Annotated in this window: 24 protein-coding genes and 1 pseudogene; 7 read left to right on the top strand and 18 right to left on the bottom strand. The window is 68.0% G+C overall.

The window, feature by feature from the left end:
• Positions 1 to 15: 15 nt before the first annotated feature.
• From QRN67_RS02855 to QRN67_RS02820, 8 genes are all read right to left on the bottom strand, one after another.
• Positions 16 to 987, bottom strand: coding sequence for an LD-carboxypeptidase (locus QRN67_RS02855; RefSeq protein WP_081270587.1), 972 nt, complete (start codon positions 985 to 987; stop codon positions 16 to 18).
• Positions 984 to 2,108, bottom strand: a complete 1,125-nt coding sequence (gene tadA / locus QRN67_RS02850) for a tRNA adenosine(34) deaminase TadA (RefSeq protein ID WP_285410334.1) — start codon at positions 2,106 to 2,108, stop codon at positions 984 to 986. Before tadA ends, QRN67_RS02855 begins: the two co-directional genes overlap by 4 nt.
• Positions 2,098 to 2,334 carry a hypothetical protein gene (locus QRN67_RS02845; RefSeq protein WP_081270585.1) on the bottom strand — a complete coding sequence of 79 codons (237 nt, stop codon included), beginning with the start codon at positions 2,332 to 2,334 and terminating at the stop codon, positions 2,098 to 2,100. The genes tadA and QRN67_RS02845 overlap by 11 nt, the downstream gene beginning before the upstream one ends.
• Before the next feature lies 1 nt (position 2,335).
• A complete protein-coding gene (locus QRN67_RS02840) occupies positions 2,336 to 2,980 on the bottom strand; it encodes an FMN-binding negative transcriptional regulator (RefSeq protein WP_285410332.1) in 645 nt (214 codons plus the stop codon).
• 43 nt (positions 2,981 to 3,023) lie between these two features.
• Positions 3,024 to 3,722 carry an ankyrin repeat domain-containing protein gene (locus QRN67_RS02835; RefSeq protein ID WP_285411139.1) on the bottom strand — a complete coding sequence of 233 codons (699 nt, stop codon included), beginning with the start codon at positions 3,720 to 3,722 and terminating at the stop codon, positions 3,024 to 3,026.
• 2 nt (positions 3,723 to 3,724) lie between these two features.
• Positions 3,725 to 4,225: a GlcG/HbpS family heme-binding protein gene (locus tag QRN67_RS02830; protein WP_285410331.1), complete on the bottom strand. Its 501-nt coding sequence runs from the start codon at positions 4,223 to 4,225 to the stop codon at positions 3,725 to 3,727.
• Positions 4,226 to 4,340: 115 nt separating this feature from the next.
• The gene (locus QRN67_RS02825; protein WP_285410329.1) at positions 4,341 to 4,982 is read right to left on the bottom strand and encodes a response regulator transcription factor; all 642 of its coding nucleotides are present in this window, start codon (positions 4,980 to 4,982) and stop codon (positions 4,341 to 4,343) included.
• Positions 4,979 to 6,484, bottom strand: coding sequence for a sensor histidine kinase (locus tag QRN67_RS02820; protein WP_285410328.1), 1,506 nt, complete (start codon positions 6,482 to 6,484; stop codon positions 4,979 to 4,981). The genes QRN67_RS02825 and QRN67_RS02820 overlap by 4 nt, the downstream gene beginning before the upstream one ends.
• A gap of 62 nt (positions 6,485 to 6,546) precedes the next feature.
• On the opposite strand from QRN67_RS02820, the gene QRN67_RS02815 reads away from it, so the two are divergent.
• Positions 6,547 to 7,614, top strand: a complete 1,068-nt coding sequence (locus tag QRN67_RS02815; protein WP_285410326.1) for a DUF72 domain-containing protein — start codon at positions 6,547 to 6,549, stop codon at positions 7,612 to 7,614.
• Here QRN67_RS02815 and QRN67_RS02810 read toward each other — a convergent pair whose 3' ends face one another.
• The 7 genes from QRN67_RS02810 to QRN67_RS02780 all read right to left on the bottom strand — a co-directional run bounded on the left by QRN67_RS02810 (position 7,615) and on the right by QRN67_RS02780 (position 12,653).
• Complete coding sequence (locus QRN67_RS02810) at positions 7,615 to 8,106, bottom strand: RidA family protein (protein WP_285410324.1); 492 nt, start codon at positions 8,104 to 8,106, stop codon at positions 7,615 to 7,617. It abuts the gene before it with no gap.
• Between the two features lie 105 nt (positions 8,107 to 8,211).
• Positions 8,212 to 8,532, bottom strand: coding sequence for a non-heme iron oxygenase ferredoxin subunit (locus QRN67_RS02805; protein ID WP_285410322.1), 321 nt, complete (start codon positions 8,530 to 8,532; stop codon positions 8,212 to 8,214).
• Positions 8,533 to 8,558: 26 nt separating this feature from the next.
• Positions 8,559 to 9,527 (bottom strand): Bug family tripartite tricarboxylate transporter substrate binding protein, encoded by a 969-nt coding sequence (locus QRN67_RS02800; protein ID WP_285410320.1) that lies wholly within the window; start codon positions 9,525 to 9,527, stop codon positions 8,559 to 8,561.
• Positions 9,524 to 9,892, bottom strand: coding sequence for a chorismate mutase (locus QRN67_RS02795; RefSeq protein WP_285410318.1), 369 nt, complete (start codon positions 9,890 to 9,892; stop codon positions 9,524 to 9,526). Before QRN67_RS02795 ends, QRN67_RS02800 begins: the two co-directional genes overlap by 4 nt.
• Positions 9,893 to 9,906: 14 nt before the next feature.
• The gene (locus tag QRN67_RS02790) at positions 9,907 to 10,389 is read right to left on the bottom strand and encodes an aromatic-ring-hydroxylating dioxygenase subunit beta (protein WP_081270577.1); all 483 of its coding nucleotides are present in this window, start codon (positions 10,387 to 10,389) and stop codon (positions 9,907 to 9,909) included.
• Positions 10,386 to 11,642 (bottom strand): aromatic ring-hydroxylating dioxygenase subunit alpha, encoded by a 1,257-nt coding sequence (locus tag QRN67_RS02785; RefSeq protein WP_285410315.1) that lies wholly within the window; start codon positions 11,640 to 11,642, stop codon positions 10,386 to 10,388. Before QRN67_RS02785 ends, QRN67_RS02790 begins: the two co-directional genes overlap by 4 nt.
• Positions 11,643 to 11,663: 21 nt before the next feature.
• A complete protein-coding gene (locus tag QRN67_RS02780; protein WP_285410313.1) occupies positions 11,664 to 12,653 on the bottom strand; it encodes a 2Fe-2S iron-sulfur cluster-binding protein in 990 nt (329 codons plus the stop codon).
• Between the two features lie 127 nt (positions 12,654 to 12,780).
• On the opposite strand from QRN67_RS02780, the gene QRN67_RS02775 reads away from it, so the two are divergent.
• Positions 12,781 to 13,695, top strand: coding sequence for a LysR family transcriptional regulator (locus tag QRN67_RS02775; protein WP_285410311.1), 915 nt, complete (start codon positions 12,781 to 12,783; stop codon positions 13,693 to 13,695).
• Positions 13,696 to 13,827: 132 nt separating this feature from the next.
• Here QRN67_RS02775 and QRN67_RS02770 read toward each other — a convergent pair whose 3' ends face one another.
• Positions 13,828 to 14,469 (bottom strand): 2'-5' RNA ligase family protein, encoded by a 642-nt coding sequence (locus QRN67_RS02770; RefSeq protein WP_285410310.1) that lies wholly within the window; start codon positions 14,467 to 14,469, stop codon positions 13,828 to 13,830.
• Positions 14,470 to 14,629: 160 nt separating this feature from the next.
• On the opposite strand from QRN67_RS02770, the gene QRN67_RS02765 reads away from it, so the two are divergent.
• Positions 14,630 to 15,259, top strand: coding sequence for an outer membrane beta-barrel protein (locus tag QRN67_RS02765; protein ID WP_285410308.1), 630 nt, complete (start codon positions 14,630 to 14,632; stop codon positions 15,257 to 15,259).
• 63 nt (positions 15,260 to 15,322) lie between these two features.
• On the opposite strand, the gene QRN67_RS02760 is transcribed toward QRN67_RS02765, so the two are convergent.
• Positions 15,323 to 15,955, bottom strand: a complete 633-nt coding sequence (locus tag QRN67_RS02760; protein ID WP_285410306.1) for a class I SAM-dependent methyltransferase — start codon at positions 15,953 to 15,955, stop codon at positions 15,323 to 15,325.
• Between the two features lie 150 nt (positions 15,956 to 16,105).
• Here QRN67_RS02760 and QRN67_RS33195 point away from each other — a divergent pair.
• Positions 16,106 to 16,253: pseudogene (locus QRN67_RS33195) on the top strand (winged helix-turn-helix transcriptional regulator); the annotation flags it as partial.
• Between the two features lie 197 nt (positions 16,254 to 16,450).
• On the opposite strand, the gene QRN67_RS02755 reads toward QRN67_RS33195, so the two are convergent.
• Entirely contained in the window at positions 16,451 to 17,035 is a 585-nt protein-coding gene (locus QRN67_RS02755) for a TetR/AcrR family transcriptional regulator (protein WP_081270616.1), read from the bottom strand.
• 175 nt (positions 17,036 to 17,210) lie between these two features.
• On the opposite strand from QRN67_RS02755, the gene QRN67_RS02750 reads away from it, so the two are divergent.
• Genes QRN67_RS02750 through acuI form a run of 3 tightly spaced genes read left to right on the top strand, consistent with a single transcriptional unit; the run spans position 17,211 to position 20,176 of the window.
• Positions 17,211 to 18,305 carry an alkene reductase gene (locus QRN67_RS02750; RefSeq protein WP_285410304.1) on the top strand — a complete coding sequence of 365 codons (1,095 nt, stop codon included), beginning with the start codon at positions 17,211 to 17,213 and terminating at the stop codon, positions 18,303 to 18,305.
• A 60-nt stretch (positions 18,306 to 18,365) separates the two neighbouring features.
• Positions 18,366 to 19,154 carry an SDR family NAD(P)-dependent oxidoreductase gene (locus tag QRN67_RS02745; RefSeq protein ID WP_285410303.1) on the top strand — a complete coding sequence of 263 codons (789 nt, stop codon included), beginning with the start codon at positions 18,366 to 18,368 and terminating at the stop codon, positions 19,152 to 19,154.
• 35 nt (positions 19,155 to 19,189) lie between these two features.
• Positions 19,190 to 20,176: an acrylyl-CoA reductase (NADPH) gene (acuI, locus tag QRN67_RS02740; protein WP_285410301.1), complete on the top strand. Its 987-nt coding sequence runs from the start codon at positions 19,190 to 19,192 to the stop codon at positions 20,174 to 20,176.
• Positions 20,177 to 20,179 lie beyond the last annotated feature (3 nt).

Here is a 20,179-nt window from a genome sequence, read left to right as displayed (position 1 = left end):
CCCCGGCCGGCCGCTTCAGTGGGCGTGATGATGGTGGTCGTGCCCGTGATGGCCTTCATTGCCGGACGGGTGCCGATGGCCCCAGACCAGAAAGACATCGCGCCCTTCCGCCGCCATCGACACCTTGGCCCCCACGGGCAGCAGCACCTTCGTGGGCACATGCCCGAACGGCAGGCCCGAGAGCACCGGAACCTTCAGCGACGCGCGCAGCCGGTCGATCACCGTGTTCATGCCGAAGCCGCGGTCGTAGCCCGGCACCTTGCGCGTGCCGGTGAATTGACCGAACACGACGGCACGCTGGCGCGCCAGCACGCCGGCCATCTTCAACTGGTCGAGCATGCGTTCCACACGGTACGGATGCTCGTTGGTGTCCTCGATGAACAACACGCCCTTTTCCACCACCGGGAAGTACGGCGTGCCGAGCAGGCTGGCCAGCACGCAGAGGTTGCCGCCCCACAGCACCGCGTCTTGCACGGGCTTGAACTTCAAGTCCACATCGCGCGCCGGCATGCGCCAGCCGGTGCCTTCGCCCTGCCCGCTCACGAGGTCGTCGAAGCAGGCTTCCATGATGTCGTCGGGGCCGCCTTCGGCACCGAAGTCTTCGCCTACCGCCGGGCCCGACCAGGTGGTGGCGCCGGTCTTTGCGAACAACGCGTTCTGCAGCGCGGTGAAGTCGCTGCAGCCCACGAACTCGGTGCCCTTCTCGACAGCCTTTGCCAGGGCCTTGTACGGCAGCGAATCGAGGATGCGGGTCAGGCCGTAGCCGCCGCGCGAGATGAGCGCCACGTCGGCACCGCTGGCCGCCGCGCGCGAGATCGCGGCGAGCCGCGTGACGTCGTCGCCGGCAAAACGCTGGTGCACAGAGAGCGCCGCCTCGTCGATTTCGACTTCGTGGCCCAGCGCCTTGAGGCGCTTCACGCCGCGCCGGAAAGCCGCCTTGTCGCGGATCGCGCTGGAGGGGGAATAGATGTAGATGTGTTTGGTCACGAGTTCGAGTATCCCATTGCGTTTCGCACCTGCTGCACGAAGGTGCGAGCCTGCGCGACAGTCGGCCCGGAGGAAGCTGCGACCGGGCCCAACGCGCGCAGCGCGGCCTCGTAGCCCCGGTCGGGAAAAGGCGCGCGCCAGGCGTCCTTGATGCGCTCATGGCCCTCGGGCGCGACGAGCAAGGCGGCAAAGCGCCCGGGCGCCGCCGCGTGCAGCAGCGCAGCAAGTTCGCTCGCCGCCGCACTGTGCACCAGCACCGGTGCCGAAACGGTCTGCACCCGCGCCAGCCACTCGAGCAGCACGTCGCGGTGCCATTCGAGCTGGTGCGCCGCCTCGCGCTTGGGCTTGTCGCTCTTGCCGAAGCCGATGAGGTCGGGCACCAGGGTGCGCAACCCGGGCTGGCCGACGAGGTGCCGGAAAAAGTAGCCCCACTCGCCGGGGCCGTGCAGGCAGAGGCAGCATGCGACCTCGCCTTCGCCACCCTCGCCGCGCTCATCGATCCAATGCATGCGCCAGCCACGCTGGGCAGGCAGGTCCTGGACGTAATGCGGCGCAAAGGCGTAGTCGGGCAGCGCTGCGAAGCGGTCCGCCGGCGTGCGCAGTGCGTCGTCGCGCAAGGGCTCTGCCTGCTCGCGCGCCGCACTGCGACGCTGCTGGAAGAAAGCCTGGAGCACGGCGGCGCATTCGTCGGCAAGCACTCCGCCGCTCACCTGCGTGCGATGGTTCAGGCGCGGCTGCGCGAACAGGTCGACCACGGAGCCGGCCGCGCCGGTCTTGGGGTCGGTCGCACCGAACACCACGCGCGCCAGCCGCGAATGCAGCATCGCGCCCGCGCACATCGCGCAAGGCTCGAGCGTGACGAACAGCTCGCAGCCATCGAGCCGGTAGTTGCCGAGCGCAGCGGCGCCGGCGCGCAGCGCGTTGATCTCCGCATGCGCGCTCGGGTCGTGCTGCGCGACCGGTGTGTTGCGGCCCGTCGCGATCAGCTGGCCGTTGCGCACCAGCACCGCGCCGACGGGCACCTCGCCCGCTTCGGCTGCCAGGCGTGCCTGGGCCAGGGCGAGCGCCATCCAGTGCGCGTCGTCCGTCGGCGGTGGAAGCGAGGTCGATTCAGTTGTCATCCGGCATTGGGCGCGGCTTGCTCGCCGCTTCGAGAGCGTCCTTGACCTGCTGCTGCACGCGCTGCGACTGCTCGCGCACATTGCCCGCCGGCTCGCCGGCCGGGGCCGCGGCAACACCGGGCACCGAAGGCACCACGGGAACGACGCTGCTGGCCATCTGCTTCTTCGCGACCAGCCCGACGACCAGCAGCGCCAGCAACAGGCCGATCAACCCGAGTCCGCGCATGTCAGCGTCCCTCCGCCACGGGCGCCTCCGAAGCCAGGCCCAGGCGGTCCATCCAGGTGGCCAGGGCTTGTTCGTCCGGCGTGCCGGCGCTGTACATCGCGTGCATGGCGGCGTGCGATTCACGGCGATGCTGGTTGAGCTTGACCTTGCATTGAAGCGACGTCACGCGCAGCTCGAAACCGACGATGCCGGCGAGCATCTTGAGCTGGAACTCCTCGCCCAGGTCGCGCCACTGCTGCGCATACGCCGGCTCATGGTCGCCGATGAGCTTCTTGAGCAGCGCGTCCTTGGCGGCCGCGTCTTCGATGAGCGTGGCCTCGACCGTGCAGTGCACGCTCAGGTAGTTCCAGGTGGGCACGCGCGCCAGGTCGGGATACACCGACGGCGAAAGGTACGCATGCGGCCCGAGGAAGGTGGCGACGGCCTTGGGCCGTGCCTGCAGATAGCGCCAGTGCGGGTTGGGCTTGGCGCAATGGCCCAGCAGCACCAGTTCGCCGGCCCCTCGCGGCTCGGCTACCAGCGGCAGGTGCGTGACGAACGGCAGGCCGTCGTCGTCGTTGGAGATCAGGCTCGCGAACGGATGCGAGCGCATCAAGTCCAGCGCGATGGCCGGGTCCTTGGCATTGAACTGCGGAGGCATGTACATGGGGCGGGTTCCTCGTGGCGAGGCCCGATTGTCCCCGAGCCGCCTATCTCGTGCGTGCGCTCTCCAGCAGCTTGACCATCGCGGTGTAGCCCCGCGCCTTTGCAAGCTGCAGCGGCGTGTTGCCCTGCCGGTCGGCAAGCGCCAGGTTGGCGCCCCCGTCGATCAGCGCGGCCAGCGTGCGCTGGTGGCGCGGACCGCCGTCGCCGAGCACGATCGATTCGATCACCGCCGTCCAGTGCAGGTTGTTGACATGGTCCAGAGGAGCCCCGGCCGCGATCAGCCGGCGCACGACTTCGTCATGCCCCAGGTGCGCGGCGGCGATCAGCGCCGTGCCGTCGTAGCGGCTCGTGACCTGTCCGGCCTTGGCGCCGAGCGACAGCAGCAGCGAAAGCGTGGCGCTGTCGTCGGCCACCGCGGCGATGGTGACTGCGTCGTAGCGGTCGTCCTCGAGCAGATCGAGGTTCGCGCCCGCCTTGGCCAGCAGCTTGATCGCCTCGCGCTGCCGCGCATGCGTGGCGACCTGCAGCGGCGTGCGCCCGCGTGTGTCGCGGGCATCGGGATTCGCGCCCGAGGCGATCAGCGCCTTGAGCTTCGGCAGGTCGCCCTGCCAGGCGGCCTGGTGCAGCCCGTCGTACGCCAGCACCTCGGCCGCCAGCGGCGGCACCTGGGCGAGCGCGCCCAACGGCACGCACAACCCGAGCGCGACCGCCAGCACGCCCGACCAAATACCCCGCGCCGCCATCATCAGAGCAGGCCCTTGACCTTCTCGATGGCCGCGTTGGCGCATTGCTCGTCGAGGTGGCCGCCAGGCGCGCCGCCCACGCCCACGGCGCCGATCACTTCGTTGCCCGACTTCACCGGCACGCCGCCGCCCAGCAGCAGGATGCCCGGCAGGTACACCAGGTTGGCGCCGCCGGGGTTCTTCTGCGAACCTTCCATCATGGCCTGCGTCGGGCTCTTGGCCGAGGCCGAAGTCCAGGCCTTGCGCTCGCTCGATGCCAGCGTGTGAGGGCCGGCGTTGTCGGCTCGCTGCACCGCACGCACGGTGCCAGCGCGGTCGACCACGGTGGCGGCGACGTTGTAGCCGTTGGCGGCGCAGGCGGCCACGGCTTCGGCCGCGAGCTGGTTGGCCAGCGCGAGCGACATGTTCTTTTCGGTGCGAACGGCCGGTGCCGGTGTCTGGGCCTGGGCGACCGAAGCAGCGAGCAGGACGGCGAGGCTGCCGAGGCGAAGGATGGATTGCATTGTTCGTTTTCTCCAGTGGATGGTGTTTGCGCCGGCCCTTGCCGACGGCTGCGCCACTGTAGAAAACACCGGCCTGCGCGGCCATTCGTACGGCTACGCGCGGTGCTCCGTAGAACTACGGAGCGCCGCCGTCGACCAGCAGCGCGTAGCGGCGGATCAATTGCGCGAGCGAATCGCAGTCGAGCTTGGCGAACAGGTTGGCGCGATGCGTCTCGACCGTGCGCGGCGACAGCGCGAGCGTGCGCGCGATCTCCTTGTTGGTGAGCCCCTGCACGATGAAGGCCAGCACCTCGCGCTCGCGCTCCGACAGTTGCGCCACCCGTTCACGCGCGGCGTTGTCGGCCTGCGAGCGCTCGCGCGAACGCACATGCTGGCGCACCGCCTGCTGCAGTGCCTCGAGCAATTGCTCGTCGTCCACCGGCTTCTCGAGGAACTCGGCCGCGCCGGCCTTGAAGGCACGCCGGCACATCTCGACCGTGCCGTGGCCGGTCAGCATGATGACGGGCTGGTCCACGCCCTGCGCCATCAGTCGGTCGAGCACCGTGAGCCCGCTGATGCCCGGCATGCGCACGTCGAGCACGATGGCGCCGACGCTCGCGCGGTCGAAGCCGTCGATGAAAGCCGCCGGGTCGGCCCAGCCCTGCACGCGCAGGCCGACCGTGCCGATCAGCAGCGACAGGCCGTCGCGCACCGCCTCGTCGTCGTCGATCAGGTGGATCAGCGGCGACTGCGGCTGGTGGATTGCCGGCGCGTTCATGGCGCGCGCTCCGCAGGCGGCGCGACCAGCGGCAGCAACAGCGTGAAGCGCGCGCCGCGCGGCGACGCATTGGCCGCGCTCAGGCTGCCGCCCATGCCGCTGGCCAGCGTTTCGCTCAGGCTCAGGCCGAGGCCCAGCCCGCCTTCGCGCGTGCTGAAGAAGGGCTCGAAAAGGCGCGGCAAGGCATCGGGCGCGATCCCGCGCCCGTTGTCGGTGACGGTCAGCACGCCCTCCGCGCCGTTGCGCCCCACCGCGATGGCCAGGCGCCGGTCACCGGCGGGCACCAGCTCGAGCGCCTGCAATGCGTTCATTAGCAGGTTGTGCACGATCTGCTCCAGCGCCACGGCTTCGGCCTGCACCCGCACCGGCGCCTGCGCCGTGGGGTCGAACTGCGCGACGATGCCGCGCCGGCCGAACTCCGGCGCGAGCAGGTGCATGGCACTGCGCACCACCTCCTGCAGCACCAGCGGCCGGGCGTCTCCCGCAGCCTCGGGCAGCTCGATCACCCGCCGCAGGCGCCCGACGACGCCCGCCGCGCGGCGCGCCTGCTCGACCGCCTGGCCCATCGCGTCGCGCGCGGTGGCCAGGTCCGGCGGCTCGTCGTCCAGCAGGCGGCGCGCGGCCTGCGCGTTGGCCAGCACCGCCGTCAGCGGCTGGTTGAGTTCATGCGCCAGCCCGGCCGACAGCTCGCCCAGCGCGTTGAGCCGCGCGACCTGCCCGAGCCGCAGCAGCTCTTCGGCCCGGCGCCGCGCGATGCGCTGGCGCTGCGCCATCCACAGTCCGGCCAGCAGCAGCGCCGTCGCGACGGCCCAGGCGCCGATGCCGCGCCACGGGAGCTCGCCCCAGCCCACCTGCCGCTCGGCCACGAGGTCGAAGGGCTGGCTCGGCGACGCCAGCGGCTTGGTCAGGCCGAAGCGCCAGCCGCCCGCGGTGGGCCGGCCGGGCTGCAGCACCAGTTGCTGGCCGTCACGCTGCAGGCTCAGCCGCACCGGGCTGACCTGCGGGTTCATGGGCCAGTCGCGCCAGGGCACCGAGCCGGCCAGGTCGATGTCGAGCGCGTAGCTGAACGGCGTGGCGCCGATCACCAGCACATAGCGGCCGTGCGCCAGGTCCAGCGACGCGAGGTCGGCGCGATGCTGGCTGCGCGAGCGGGCCTCGGCGGCGGCCAGCGCGGCGGGTGTGGCGCTCGCCGCCGGACCGGCGTCCGGCCAGGGCTCGTCGCGCTCGCGGCGCTGCACCCGCAGGATCGACGAATACACCGACGGCAGGCGCTGCTCTGGATGGTCGGCGCCGGTGCTGGGCTCCAGCAGCGCCAGTGTGGCCAGCACGGCGTCGTACTGCACCATCTGCTGGCTCATGAGCCGGTGCGCGATGCGCACGTCGGTCTCGAAGTCCTGGTGCATCTGCGCCAGTTCTGCGCGCGCGATCCAGACGGCGCCGGCCACGGTGAGCACCACCCATGCCAGCCACCATCCACCTTGCGCACGCAACCACTGTTTCATGGCGCGGATTGTGCCCGGCGCCGCGGGCCGCCCCCGTGTTGGCCGAGAATGCCGCCCCAGACATGGCTGAAGTACAGGACTCCCTTTTCCCCGATCTGCCGCCCGCACAGGAGGTGCAGGTGGCCCCGCCGCCTCCCGAACCGGCCGCCGGAAAAAAGCCGCGCACCGGCACGGTCGAGCCCGCGCCGACGGACCCGGCGCTCGTCGAACTCGCCGCGGCGCTGCCGCCCAACCTGCGGCTCGGAACGTCGTCGTGGAGCTACCCCGGCTGGGCCGGCCTCGTGTGGAACGGCGAATACGCCGAGTCGGTGCTGTCGAAGAACGGACTTTCCGCGCTCGCGCAGCATCCGCTGTTCCGCACCGTGAGCCTGGACCGCAACTTCTATCGCGCCCTCACCGCCAGCCAGTACGCGCGCTACGCGGCCATGGTGCCTGACGACTTCCGCTTCATGGTGAAGGCGCCCAGCCTGGTGACCGACGCCACCGTGCGCGACGAAAGCGGCCGCGGCATGCAGGCCAACCCGGTGTTCCTCAGCAGCGAGATCGCGCGGCAGGAGTTCGTGCTGCCCGCGCTCGAAGGGCTGGGCCATCGCATCGGCGTGCTGGTGTTCCAGCTGAGCCCGATCCCCGGCCACCTGCTGGCCGACCAGCCGGCGCTGCTGGCTCGCATTGCCGACATGCTCGGCGCGCTGCCCGACCTGAAGCAGACCGCGCCCGACGCGGTGATCGCCGTCGAGGTGCGCGACCCGCAGCTGCTGACCCCCGCCTTCGCCGACATGCTGCGCAGCGTGGGCGCCACCTTCTGCATGGGCCTGCACGCGAAGATGCCGCCCATCGAAGAGCAACTGCCGATGCTGCGCGCGCTGTGGCCCGGGCCGCTGGTGTGCCGCTGGAACCTGCACCGCCGCCACGGCCGCTTCGGCTACGAAGACGCGGAAAAACTCTATGGCCCGTTCGACAGGATCGTCGACCCCGACCCCGAGACGCGCGCCGCGCTGGCCAAGGTGATCGCGGGCACCACCCGCGCGGGGCAGAACGCCTTCGTCACCGTGAGCAACAACGCCGAGGGCTGCGCCCCTCTCACGATCGCGCAGCTCGCGCGCGACCTTGCCGCGCTGAAGGCCGGCTAGTCAGCGGATGTCGTGCTTGGCCGCCACGGTCATCTCGACCTCGACGGTCGCGTTCTTCGGCAGCGCATAGACACCGACCGCCGTGCGCACATGCACGCCCGCGTCACCGAACACGCGGTGCAGCAGGTCGGACGCGGCATCGGCCACTTCGCTCTGCTGCGTGAAGTCGGCGGTGCACTGCACGAACACGCCGACGCGCAGCACCTTCTCCACCGCGTCGAGCGAGCCGAGCGAACGGCGCAGCAGCGCGAGGCTGCGCAGCGCGCAGATCTGGGCGCCCTCGCGGGCCTTGTCGAGCGTGACCGCATCGCCGACGCGGCCCGTGACCACCACCGTGGTGCCCACACGCGGAACCTGCCCGCTGAGGTAGACCGTGCGCCCGTCGCGCACGATCGGCACGTAGTGGCCGCCGGCAATGATGTCGCCGTCGAAGCTGTGGCCCAGTTCGGCTGCAATCTGGTCGGCGATCTGGTCTCGGCTCTGCGCTGTCATATCGGTTCCATGAAAAAGAGCCTCATTGTCGCCAGCCGTCCTGCGGGAAAACAGATACAGATCGATCCGCTTCGAGCCGCAACAGATGGCCCGAAGCGGCTGCCTTCACTGGTCGAACGAGAGAAAGACGCGGCCGCCCTCGATCTTCACCGGATAGCTGCGCAGGTCTTCGGTCAGCGGCGCGCACATCGCCTTGCCGGTGCGCACGTCGAAGCGGCCCTGGTGCAGCGGGCATTCGATCTCATGGCCTTCGAGAAAGCCGTCGCACAGCCGCGCATGGCCGTGGGTGCAGATGTTGTCGGTGGCGTGGATGCCATCTTCGGTGCCGTACAGCGCGATGTCGCGCCCCTGCACCTCGATGCCCACCACGTCGTCGGAGGGAACGTCGTCGACCGCCGCGGCGTCGACCCAGGTCATCGTGCTCATTTTTGTGTCCTTGCTCGGTGGAGTGGTCAGTTGTCGGGCTTCAGGCCGGCGCGCTCGATCACGGGTTTCCAGCGGCGCAGCTCCTCCGTCATGAACTTGTTCAGCGCCTCGGGCGTGCTGCCCACGGGGTCGAAGTACGCGGTCTGCAGGCGCTTGAGCGTCTCTGGCTCCTTCAGCACCGCGGCTATCTCGCGGCTCATGCGCTGCACCACGTCGTTCGGCGTGCCCTTGGGTGCCATGTAGGCAAACCACGGCACCGCCTGGATGTCGGGCAGGCCCGACTCGCGAAGCGTCGGCAGTTCCGCCAGCAGCGCCGAGCGCTCGGCCGAGGTAACGGCCAGCGCCTTCAGCCGCCCGGCCTTGGCCTGCGGCATCACCGAGACCGGCGGCAGGCAGGCGAACTGCGCGTCGCCCTGGATGATGGCCGTGACCGCCTGGCCCGACGAAGCGTATGGAATGTGCACCGCGAACGAATTCGTCTTGAGCTTGACGAGTTCCACGCCCAGGTGCGAGATCGAGCCGTTGCCGGTCGACGCGAAATTGAACTTGCCCGGGTTGCGCTTCATCGCGTCGAGCCAGCCCTTGACCGAATCGACGTTCATCGAATTCGACACCGCGCACACGTTGGGCGTGGTGGCCGCGAGAGACACCGGCACCAGGTCCTTGAACGGGTCGTACGGCAGGTTCTTGTAGAGGACGGTGTTGTAGACCAGCGGCGCGTTCACCGACAGCAGGAAGGTGTAGCCGTCGGGCTGCGCCTTGGAGGCCTGGTCGGTGCCGGTGTTGCCGCCCGCGCCGGGCTTGTTGTCGACGATCAGCGGCTGGCCGATGCGCGCGGCCAGCTTGTCGTTGACGATGCGCGCGAGGATGTCGGGCGACGAGCCGGCCGCGAACGGCACCACGATGCGAATCGGCCGCTGCGGCCAGCCCTGTGCGTGGGCGGCCGCAGCCATTGCCAGTGCCGTGAAGGCGATGCCGAGCCGGGCTTGCTTCATGCCCTGGCCTCCACCGGCACCATGCCCAGGTGGTCCTGCTGCTCTCGCGCGATGAAGCCCGCGATGAGCGCGCGGTAGGCGGCCTCGACCACCTCCGGATAGGCGCCCTTCTCTTCGGCCAGCGCCTTCACCTTGTCGATCACCTCCTGCTGGCGCTGCGGCGCCGAGACCTGGAAGGCGTCGCGCTTGAAGCGCGCGGCGTCCTTCACGTAGCGGCCGCGCTCGGCAAGCAGCGCGACGATCTGGCGGTCGAGCCGGTCGATGTTCTCGCGCACCTCGGCGAGGTCGGCGCACAGCGGCACGTAGGCGGGGTCGGTGAAGCGGCGCAGCGGCGCGCCGTGTGTCTCTGGTTCTTTTTGCTGCATGACTGACTCGGGTTTCAGATCGGATAGATGATGGAGTTCGGGATCATCTCGCTGTCGAACACGCACAGGCGCGACGCGAACTTCAGGCCCTCGGGCGTGGGCACCACGGTGTCGATGTAGCGGCCCACGTTGAACACGGTGGAGGGCTGGTCGAGCTTGGTGCGGAACACCGCGTAGTTGGCCTCGCTGTGGATCGTGCCGTCGGCATCGACCGCGTGCACCAGCGGCAGGCCGACCACGTGGCGCTGGTAGTACGGGTCGTGGAACAGCGTCTCCTGGATGCCGTAGACCCGGTCTTCGAGCATGCCGCGGCTCTCGAACGAAAGCGTGGCCAGCGGCAGGCCGCGTTCGTGGTTCTCGCGCGGCTGCAAGCGGTAGCTGCACTGCTCGGTGAAGAAGCCGGGCCACAGGCCCCATTGGCCGGAATCGACGGCGTGCGCGTAGGCGGCGTAGAGCCGCGAGAGTTCCAGGTAGGTGTCGGCGTCGAGCTTCATCATGCCTCCATCACCTCGCGCCAGTAGCGGTACATGCCGCGAATCAGCGTCTCCGTCACCATGTGGTCGGTGTTCTCGACCTCCCGGCCGCCAAGCTCGGCAAGCGTGCGGTGGAACGGCTTCTGCTCGAAGCCTTCCTGCGAGAACTCGATGACCTCGCCGTCGTCCGCCGAGACGAAGCCCGCGGGCCCGAACAGGTTGGCCTGGCGCAGGCGGCGCTGGGTCATTTCGTCGGTGTCGTCCTCGAAGCCGAAATGCGTCCAGACGAAGTCGAAGGCGTCGTGCCCCACGGGCTGGATGTGGCGCGTGGACACGCTGTTGACCTGCTGCTGCAGGATCAGGCTCGGGAACAGCGTCATCATCACCGCCGTCGGGCCGCCCCACCAGGGCTCGGGCACGATGTCGAGGAAGCGCGGGTCCTTGAGCTGCATGCTCTCCTTGAAGCTGGACACCTGCGTCACCTGCGCGGCCTTGCCGGCGCTGCCGCGCGTGGAAATCATGGCGGCATGGCGGCCGCGCGCGTCCATCTTCAGCTCCGACTTGTTGTCGGCGCGCCAGAGGCCGAAGGTCACGAACCAGGTGTGCAGCAGGCCCGGGTGGTACGGGTCCTTGATGTTCTCCTGCATCAGCTTCCAGTTGCCTGGAATGCGCTGGCGGCTGTAGCCGAGGATCTTGAGCTTGCGGCCATCGAACAGCCGGTCGAAGTAGTGGAGGATGTCGGGCCCGAGAAAGTCCTCGAACGATTCGATCGCATGGTCGAACGAAGCGAACACCACGCCGCCGCGCGAAGCCACCTTGAGCTTGGTGAGGCCGTTCTCCTCGGTCTTGAAGTCGGCGGGCATGCCGCCGTTGACCTTGCCGTCCTGCTTCACGCCGCGCCGGAACGGCACGCCTTGCAGGTCGCCCTTGAGCGTGTAGTTCCACTGGTGGTAGGGGCAGACGAACTCTTTCTTGTTGCCGTGGCGCTCCCGGCAGAACTGCATGCCGCGGTGCGCGCAGACGTTCTCGAACACATGGATCTCGCCCGCCTCGTCGCGCGACATGATGACCGAGCGCTCGCCGATGGCGGTGCGCTTGAAGTCGCCCGGGTTCGGAATCTCGGCCTCCAGGCCGACATAGCACCAGTGTTTCTCGTAGAAGAAGCGCTGCAGCTCCTTCTTGTGCAAGGCCTCGTCGGTGTAGGCCATGAAGGGAATGCGGGCGGTCTGCTCGCTCTCCCATTTCAGTTCGACGGGGAACACGGCTTGCGTGGTCATCGTGGGTCTCCTTCGTTGTGTTCAGGTGCCTTGCAGGTAGAAGGCGTCGGCATGCGTCTGCTCGGGTGCGAGGCCACGGCCGCGCACCAGCTGCGTCACCGCCTCGACCATCGGCGGCGAGCCGCAGAGGTAGGCGCGCCAGCCGTCGAGGCTGCCGGGCCAGTCGGCGCGGATCGCGTCGGTGATGAGGCCCACGCGCTGCTTTCCGTTCGCCGGTCCGGTGACGACCACCACGTGCACGTCCAGGCCCGGGTGCTGCGCCTGCAGCTCCCGCAGTTCCTGCAGGCCGTAAACGTCGGCATCGGAACGCACGCCGAGGTACAGGTGGATCGGCTGCGTGAGCCCGGCCGCGATGGCGCCGCGCACGATTGAAAGAATCGGCGCCAGCCCGGTGCCGCCCGCCGCGCAGAGCATCGGTCCGCGGTGTTTGGTGCGCAGGTAGGCCGTGCCGAGCGGCCCGCTCACGCGCACCGGATCGCCGATGCGCAATTGCTCGAAGATGTGCGCCGTGACGCGCCCGCCGGGCACGCGGCGCACATGGAACTCGAGCTCCGCGTCGCGGCTCAGCCCGGCCATCGAATACGGCCGCGCGAGGTCGGGGGCGAACTGCAGCTGCGCGTACTGGCCGGGAGAAAACTCCAGCGGCTTGTTGGGCTTGAGGCGCAGCCGGCGAATGTCGTGGGTCAGCGCTTCGATGCCTGTCACCGTGGCCTTCAGGATGCGCGCAGGATGCACGACCACCTCGTCCGGCTCGGGGATCTCGATCGCGCAGCTTTCGGTGAGGGTGCTCTGGCAGGCCAGCACATAGCGCTCGCCCTGGCCGTCCGGGCGGATGGCGTCCTGCCCGCCGTCGAGCACCTGGCCCGACACCACCTTGCAACGGCAGGTGCCGCAGCGCCCCGACATGCAGCTGTAGGACACCGGCACGTGATGCTCGCGCAGCACTTCGAGCAGGTTCGCGCCGGGGCGGACCTCGAGGGTGCGGGCAAGGGGATGTATGTGCAGGTCCATCGTGGGGCTCTCTTGCGCCGGCGTGGGTGCCGGCCTGTCTCTGGGAGGCGATGATGCGCGGGGGCTTCCGATTGACCAATAGAATTCGGTGAATCCTCCTCATCACTGCGCTGAATAAAGGTCCGCCGTGCAACTCAAGGACATCGACCTCAACCTGCTGCTGGTGTTCGACCGCATGCTGGCCGAGAAGCGCGTGTCGGCCGTGGCCGAATCGCTGGGCCTCTCGCAGCCGGCCATCAGCAATGCGCTGGCGCGCCTGCGCAAGCTGCTGGGCGACGAGCTGTTCCTGCGCACCGCGCGCGGCATGGAGCCCACGCCCTTCGCGCTGCAGCTGGCGGAGCCGGTGGCCTACGCCATGGGCGCGCTGCACACGGCGCTCAACCAGCAGGTGGTGTTCGACCCCGCCACCAGCACGCGCAACTTCACGCTCGCCATGACCGACATCGGCGAGATCTACTTCACCCCGAAGCTGATGGAAGCGCTCTCGGTGGCCGCGCCCGGCGTGACCGTGAGCACGCTGCGCAACAACACCGCGACCAACCTGCGCGACGAGCTGGAGGCCGGCCACGTCGACATCGCCATCGGCCTGCTGCCGCAGCTCAAGGCCGGCGTGTTCCAGCGCCGGCTGTTCCTGCAGCAGTACGTGTGCCTGTTCTCGCAAGCGCATCCGCTCGCAAAGAAACGCAGCGTGTCATTGAAGGACTTCAGCGCGGCCGACCACGTGCAGGTCCTGGCCGCCGGCACCGGCCACGGCAAGGCCGACGACGTGATGGCGGCGCAGGGCATCCAGCGGCGCATCAAGCTGCGCGTGCCGCACTTCGTGGCCATCGGCCACATCCTGCGCTCGAGCCACATGATCGCGACGGTGCCCGAGCGGCTCGCACAGAGCATCGCGGAGCCCTTCGGGCTGGTGTGGCGCCCTCACCCGGTGGCGCTGCCGCAGATAGCGATCAACCTGTTCTGGCACGCGAAGGCGCACCGCGATCCGGGCAACCAGTGGATGCGCGGCTTGCTGTTCGACAACTTTGCGGACGGCGGCTGACCGGTTGGCCGATGCTGGCTATCGGTCGGCCTTCGGAGGCTCGATGCGATCGGGCATGCCGTGCCTCGCGAGCTGGTCGACATTGCGCAGCACGCCCGCCACGCAAGGCAGACCAGCAGCGGCGCTTCCATCTCAGGCCTCCGTCGCTTCCGATTCGAGCTCCGCGGCGGGCCACCGGCCGAGCACCTCGTGCACGCCCTGCCCCACATGGCTGTCGATCAGCGCGAGCTTGCCGGCGCGCCAGCGCACCGGTTGCTCGATCGCGTGCTTCTCGAGCTTGCGCCTCGCGTACACCAGCGTCATGTGCGGCGTGAAGGCGCGCTTGGGCTTGAAGCCCGCGTCGGCCAGTGCTTCGCCCAGCCGCTGCCTGAAGGCCATGAGCGCCTCGACGCCCGCGTCGTCGCCATACAGCACGAGTGCCTGGCTCTTCGCATAGCTCATGGCTTCGTCGAAGACGACATCGAATGCGGGCGCAGGCAGCGTCGCTGCGGCGGCCAAGGCCTGCTCGACCTTGTCGCGCGGCACCGCTGCGTAGTCGCCCAAGTCGAACAGCGTGACATGCAGGCGGTGCGCCTCGACCACCGTGCCCTTCAGCGCGTGCTGGAAATTCATGCGCTCGCCGAGCGCTGCAATCGTCGTGGTGTCCTGCGCGTCGGGAAGCAATGCGAAGAAGAGCGAATGCGGCATCGGCTCGGCGCGTTGCGCCTTGCTGCGGGGGCGCGGCAAGGGCCGCGGCGGAGGATCGATGCCGGGAAGAAGAAGCTGTTGAGACATGCCTCGATCATCGCCCATCGACCAAGCTCCTTCAGGTGCTCTTCAGCAGGCGCCAAGCTCGTCTTCAGGCTGGAATTCCAGAATCGCCGAGCGCTGATGGCATGGCTTCAAGCCACCAACGGTCTCAATGATCCCAACGACTCCAACCAGGAATTTCATCTTGACGAAAACGCAAGCCTGCACCGCCCTCGCCGCACTTCTGCTCGGCACCGCATCCATGGGCGCCTGCGCCGCCGGCCCGGCACAGGACACCGGTCTCTACGTGGGCGGCTCCGTCGGCCGTTCGAGCTACAGCCTCTCTTCTTCCAACACCGTGCCCACCCCGTGGGGCGGCCAGAAAGCCAGCAAGGCCGGCACGGCCTACAAGCTGTACGGCGGCTATCGCCTGACGGAAAACTTCGGCGTGGAAGTCGGCTACGCGCGCCTCGGCCGCGTGAGCCAGTGGACGGCGGCGGGCCTGGGCTACTCCAGCCTGCAGAGCGGCACCGGCCAGGCCTTCTACGCGGCCGCCACGGCACGCCTGCCGCTGGGCGATGCCTTCGCGCTCAACGGCCGCCTCGGTGTTTCGCGCGGCCGCATCTCCGGCGGCGACAACAACAATACCGGCAACTGGTGGCAACCCGGCGGCCAGCGCTTCTCGGGCAGCTCGACCGGCCTCATGGCGGGCTTCGGCGCCGAATACCGCATGACGCAGAACCTCGCGATCACCGCCGACTACGACTACTTCGGCAAGCTGTCGAAGCAGGCAAAGGGGGGCATGCTGTCGGTGGGGTTGAAGGCGAGCTTCTAGGCGCTGGCGTAGCGACCGCGACTGGCGCGCTCACGCCAGTCGCGGTAGTCGGCGCGGAACCTGTCAGGGCTTCACGAACCTGTAGGCGAAGCGATCGGTCTCGCTCTTGATCGAGGGATCGAACACCTTGATCGAGTGCGTGTCTTTCTTTTCCTCGAGCAAGGTGCTTTCCTCGTCCAGGACGAAGCCGGCCGCCTCCACCTCGTTGCGAACGGATACGGGCTCGATGCGATGCAGCGACTGAGCGTCGTTCGTGCCTGTACCGCCGGCGGCGGCGTGGTCTACAACGACGTAGAACCCGCCGGGCTTCAGTCGTTCGAATACAGCTTGATTGAAAAGGGCCGCCGTCGCCCCCCGGGCCTGGGCCAGGGACGTGTGGAGGTCGTGATAGAACAGGTGCAGCCACACGACATCCGCTGCTTGCGTGGCCTCCGGCAGCGCCACGAGCTCCGCGGAGACGACTTCGACGTTCTCCCGGCCCGGCTCCTTCGCAAGCGCTCGCATGCGGCCGACCGGATCGTTGCTGAAGTGGGCGACCTCGGCCGGCACGAAGCTGTAGACCCGCCCTTCGGGTCCCACGATGTCGGGAAAGAGGCGGGTCCAGCCGCCGTCGCCTGGATAAACGTCAATGACGGTGGAACCCGCATCTACGCGTGCAAACCGGATCAACTCAGATAGCTTGGATTGGTCGTACATAGGGAGCTCCGTTAGGGTGGTTGAAGAGTGCGCGGCGTGCGGCGAATGGCGAGCGGTACGCCGGCCCGATCAGTAGAACTTGGCCCGGACCAGCAGCGCTGCTCGGACCGATCGGCCATGCGCCGCAGCGGAGTCATCGCGTCGTAGGCCTACAAGGGAGTGCCGCCGCGTGTCGACTACGCGCTGACCCCACTCGGTCGCAGTCTGGCCGACGCGGTCGTGGCGCTGTGCACTTGGGGGAACCGGGAACGCGGCAGAACCGGCAAGCATCTTCGCCGAGCGAGTTACCTTGTCCTGACAGCCTCCAAGCCAAACGACTCTTGACCGGAAGATACGGTTAACCGAACTGGCCGTCTGTGCGGCAGCGAACGCGTCACGTCGCATGAATCCGTCGGTGCGCGAATGCGCAACCGACAATGGCGTCCTCCCGAAACGGGTGCAGAAAGGTCAAAAATCAGGCACGTCGTGGTCGCGTCCGCACATGGAGTGCGTCAACTACGCATCAAGGGGAGCCGATAGCCTCGACAGGGCTGCCACACGACAGACATCCAGAATTTCATCGGCGAGAGGCGAGTCGTCAGGACACGCCCGCGACAGCATCAACGCGCCAATCGCCTGCGCGAACACTTCGATGCGCCTGGCGCGCTGGGCTCCTGCCCGTTTGCCGTCCTCCGGCGCACCGAGCGGGTTGGCCAGGGTCGCCAGCAGGCCTTCAACGCCGGCCTCGAAAGTCGTCTTGATCGACGCCGGCTGACGCGCAGCGTCTCCGCATAGCGCGGCCATCGTGCAACCTTCACCACGAGCGTCACGATGCTCTCGGGACAGGTATTGCTTGACGACCGCTGTCGCATCGGCCCCTTCGGCTTTGGCAGCCGACTGCGCAAAACCACAGGTCGCCGCCTCCGCCAGCAGGTCTGCCTTGGAGCCGAAGTGCTTGTAGAACCCGCCGTGGGTGAAGCCTGCGACCGCCATCAAGTCCGCGATCCCTACCCCGTCGTAGCCACGCTCGCGAAACAGGGTGGAGGCCGTTTCGACGATGTGCGCCCGGTTCGCCTGCGCCTGCGCTTTGGTGACCTTCATGTCCAGGATCCCTCTAGATGTGCCATTGGTGAAGTTTTGAATATACATTGATGTTGACTATCATCAAAACCCTTGACAACAAAGATGATGATCGACATCATTAAGCCGAATTGCCTTGGAAGGCTTCCGAATATGAGCGGCACCCACCTGATCAACGACGACACAGCAACCCAACATGACTGACAACACGCTTTTCGAGTCCTACACCCTTGGCTCACTCAAACTTTCCAACCGCATCGTGATGGCGCCGCTGACGCGCAATCGTGCCGGTGCGGGCCTGGTACCCAGCGAGCATGCCGCCACCTACTACAGCCAGCGCGCCTCGGCCGGCCTGTTGATTACGGAAGCCACGCAGATCTCGGCACAGGCTCAGGGCTACCAGGACACCCCGGGCCTCTACACACAGCCGCAGATCGACGGCTGGCGCAAGGTGACCGATGCCGTTCATGCCAAGGGCGGGCGGATCTTCGTCCAGTTGTGGCACGTCGGACGCATCTCGCACGTCGATCTGCAGCCCGGTGGCGCTCTACCGGTTGCACCTTCGGCCATCCGCGCCGCGACCAAGACCTTTGTCAACAATGGTTTTCACGACGTCTCCGAGCCACGTGCTCTGACCTTGGATGAGCTTCCGGGCATCGTCGAAGATTTCCGCAAGGCTGCGGCCAACGCGATCGCCGCGGGCTTCGATGGCGTCGAGATCCACGGTGCCAACGGCTATCTGCTCGAACAGTTCATCAAGGACGGCGCCAACGCACGCACGGACGCGTACGGCGGCTCCATCGAGAACCGTGCCCGCCTCTTGCTGGAAGTCACCGCCGCAGTGGCCAAGGAAATCGGTGCGGACCGCACTGCCGTGCGTCTGTCTCCCGTCTCGCCGGCCAACGGCATTTCCTGCAGCGATCCGCAACCGCAGTACGAATACATCACCGAACAGCTCAGCGCACTGGGCATCGTTTATCTGCACGTGGTGGAAGGCGCCACCGGCGGTCCGCGCGATGTCGCACCGTTCGACTTCGATGCGTTGCGCAGCCGCTTCAAAAACACTTACCTGGCCAACAACGGGTATGACCTCGAACTGGCCAACGCCCGACTGATCGGCGGCGAGGCCGACCTGTTCGCCTTTGGACGCCCCTTCATCAGCAACCCCGACCTGGTCGAAAGACTGAAGGCCGGCGCCCCCCTCGCCGCCCTGAACCCGGCCACGCTCTATGGGGGTGGCGCGGCGGGCTACATCGACTACCCGGCGCTCGCCGGTTCCAGCGCCCAGTAGCGATTGCCCCATGCCGCACACCGCGGCATGGGCTCACCCTTCTATCAAGAGGAAAAACACATGACCACTCGTACCACTGTTCTCATCACGGGCGCCTCGACCGGCATTGGCGCCATTTATGCCGACCGCTTCGCACGCCGCGGCTACGACCTTGTGCTGGTGGCGCGCGACCAGGCGCGGCTGGAAACGCTCGCTGCACGCCTGCGCGACGAAACCGGCACTGCCGTCGAGATCCTTGCGGCCGACCTGACCCGACCTGGCGATCTGGCCGCAGTCGAGGCGCGCCTGCGCGAGGACGCCAGGATCGACACCCTGATCAACAACGCCGGGGCCGCGCTGTCCGGTCAGTTCATCGACCAGTCGACAGACGATGTGGCCCGCCTGGTCAGCCTCAACACCACCGCACTCGTCAGGCTGGCGAGCGCCATCGCCCCGCGCCTGGCGCAGGCTGGCAAAGGCGCGATCGTCAACATCGGCTCGGTGGTCGGCCTGGCGCCCGAGTTCGGCATGTCCGTCTACGGTGCGACCAAGGCCTTCGTGCTGTTCCTGTCCCAGGGGCTGAGCCTGGAGCTCACGCCCAGGGGTGTCTACGTGCAGGCGGTGTTGCCTGCCGGAACCCGTACTGAGATCTGGGAACGCGCGGGCATCGACAGCAGTTCGATGCCCGATCTGATGGGAGTGGAAGAACTGGTAGATGCCGCGCTGGTGGGATTCGACCGCCGCGAACTCGTGACCATCCCGCCGCTGCACGATGCCGCGCGCTGGGAGGTGCTGAACACGGCACGCCAGGCCCTGATCGGGGACATCCGGCAGGCACACGTGGCTGAGCGCTATCGAACCGCCGCCTGAAGCGGCAAAAGACTCCAGAACGCAACGGACGGCACATGACATTCAAGGCACTGCTCGCCAGCAAGACCGGCGACACCATTTCAACCGGCCTGGTCGACTTCAAGGACGAGGAGCTGATGCCGGGCGACGTCACCGTTGCGGTCGAATACTCGACGGTGAACTACAAGGACGCGATGGCGCTCAGTGGCCGGTCACCGGTCATTCGCCAGTTTCCGCTGATTCCTGGCATCGACTTTGCCGGTGTCGTCGAGTCGTCGGCCTATCCCGGCCTCGTCGCTGGCGACCGCGTGCTGGCGACGGGCTGGGGACTGAGCCAGACGCACCATGGTGGCTTCGCGCAAAAGGCGCGGGTGAGCGGTGATTGGCTGGTCAAGGTCCCGGAAGTCTTTTCGACCCGTGATGCCATGGCCATTGGCACCGCCGGGTTCACCGCCATGTTGTCCGTACTCGCACTGGAGCATGGCGGCCTGACACCCGAGCTTGGCGACATCCTGGTGACCGGCGCCAATGGCGGCGCCGGCTCCGTGGCCATCGCACTGCTGTCGGGCCTGGGCTACCGCGTGATCGCCTCGACCGGCCGCCTCGACGAAGCCGCCTATCTGCGTGCGCTGGGCGCGGCGGACGTCATCGACCGTCACACCCTGTCCGAAGCGGGCGCACCGATCGCCAAGGAGCGATGGGCCGGAGCCATCGATTCGGTCGGCAGCCATACGCTGGCGAACGTCCTGGCACAGACCCGGTATCGCGGCGTGGTCGCGGCCTTCGGCCTCGCACAGGGCGCGGACCTGCCGGCATCCGTGCTGCCGTTCATCCTGCGCAACGTCACCCTCGCCGGTATCGACTCGGTCAATGCGCCGCAGCCTGTGCGGCTGCAGGCGTGGTCGCGTCTGGCCAGCGACCTGGACCTGGACAAGCTTGCACGGACCACCAAGGTGATTGGCCTGGCGGAGGTGCCTGAGGTCGCCAGCCAAGTCCTCGCAGGGAAGGTTCAGGGGCGCACCATCGTCGATGTGAACGCCTGACCG

This window comes from Variovorax sp. efr-133-TYG-130 (assembly GCF_030208835.1).
GTDB lineage: Bacteria > Pseudomonadota > Gammaproteobacteria > Burkholderiales > Burkholderiaceae_C > Variovorax.
The sequence above is the reverse complement of the archived record's forward strand: the minus strand, read 5'-3'. Positions and strand labels throughout refer to the sequence as shown.

Excerpts from the sequence above, each read along its gene's own strand:
- tadA (WP_285410334.1), bottom strand. The coding sequence starts at position 2,108 with ATGACAACTGAATCGACCTCGCTTCCACCGCCGACGGACGACGCGCAC.
- QRN67_RS02845 (WP_081270585.1), bottom strand. The coding sequence starts at position 2,334 with ATGCGCGGACTCGGGTTGATCGGCCTGTTGCTGGCGCTGCTGGTCGTC.
- QRN67_RS02840 (WP_285410332.1), bottom strand. The coding sequence starts at position 2,980 with ATGTACATGCCTCCGCAGTTCAATGCCAAGGACCCGGCCATCGCGCTG.
- QRN67_RS02835 (WP_285411139.1), bottom strand. The coding sequence starts at position 3,722 with ATGGCGGCGCGGGGTATTTGGTCGGGCGTGCTGGCGGTCGCGCTCGGG.
- QRN67_RS02830 (WP_285410331.1), bottom strand. The coding sequence starts at position 4,225 with ATGCAATCCATCCTTCGCCTCGGCAGCCTCGCCGTCCTGCTCGCTGCT.
- QRN67_RS02825 (WP_285410329.1), bottom strand. The coding sequence starts at position 4,982 with ATGAACGCGCCGGCAATCCACCAGCCGCAGTCGCCGCTGATCCACCTG.
- QRN67_RS02820 (WP_285410328.1), bottom strand. The coding sequence starts at position 6,484 with ATGAAACAGTGGTTGCGTGCGCAAGGTGGATGGTGGCTGGCATGGGTG.
- QRN67_RS02815 (WP_285410326.1), top strand. The coding sequence starts at position 6,547 with ATGGCTGAAGTACAGGACTCCCTTTTCCCCGATCTGCCGCCCGCACAG.
- QRN67_RS02810 (WP_285410324.1), bottom strand. The coding sequence starts at position 8,106 with ATGACAGCGCAGAGCCGAGACCAGATCGCCGACCAGATTGCAGCCGAA.
- QRN67_RS02805 (WP_285410322.1), bottom strand. The coding sequence starts at position 8,532 with ATGAGCACGATGACCTGGGTCGACGCCGCGGCGGTCGACGACGTTCCC.
- QRN67_RS02800 (WP_285410320.1), bottom strand. The coding sequence starts at position 9,527 with ATGAAGCAAGCCCGGCTCGGCATCGCCTTCACGGCACTGGCAATGGCT.
- QRN67_RS02795 (WP_285410318.1), bottom strand. The coding sequence starts at position 9,892 with ATGCAGCAAAAAGAACCAGAGACACACGGCGCGCCGCTGCGCCGCTTC.
- QRN67_RS02790 (WP_081270577.1), bottom strand. The coding sequence starts at position 10,389 with ATGATGAAGCTCGACGCCGACACCTACCTGGAACTCTCGCGGCTCTAC.
- QRN67_RS02785 (WP_285410315.1), bottom strand. The coding sequence starts at position 11,642 with ATGACCACGCAAGCCGTGTTCCCCGTCGAACTGAAATGGGAGAGCGAG.
- QRN67_RS02780 (WP_285410313.1), bottom strand. The coding sequence starts at position 12,653 with ATGGACCTGCACATACATCCCCTTGCCCGCACCCTCGAGGTCCGCCCC.
- QRN67_RS02770 (WP_285410310.1), bottom strand. The coding sequence starts at position 14,469 with ATGTCTCAACAGCTTCTTCTTCCCGGCATCGATCCTCCGCCGCGGCCC.
- QRN67_RS02760 (WP_285410306.1), bottom strand. The coding sequence starts at position 15,955 with ATGTACGACCAATCCAAGCTATCTGAGTTGATCCGGTTTGCACGCGTA.
- QRN67_RS02755 (WP_081270616.1), bottom strand. The coding sequence starts at position 17,035 with ATGAAGGTCACCAAAGCGCAGGCGCAGGCGAACCGGGCGCACATCGTC.
- QRN67_RS02750 (WP_285410304.1), top strand. The coding sequence starts at position 17,211 with ATGACTGACAACACGCTTTTCGAGTCCTACACCCTTGGCTCACTCAAA.
- QRN67_RS02745 (WP_285410303.1), top strand. The coding sequence starts at position 18,366 with ATGACCACTCGTACCACTGTTCTCATCACGGGCGCCTCGACCGGCATT.
- acuI (WP_285410301.1), top strand. The coding sequence starts at position 19,190 with ATGACATTCAAGGCACTGCTCGCCAGCAAGACCGGCGACACCATTTCA.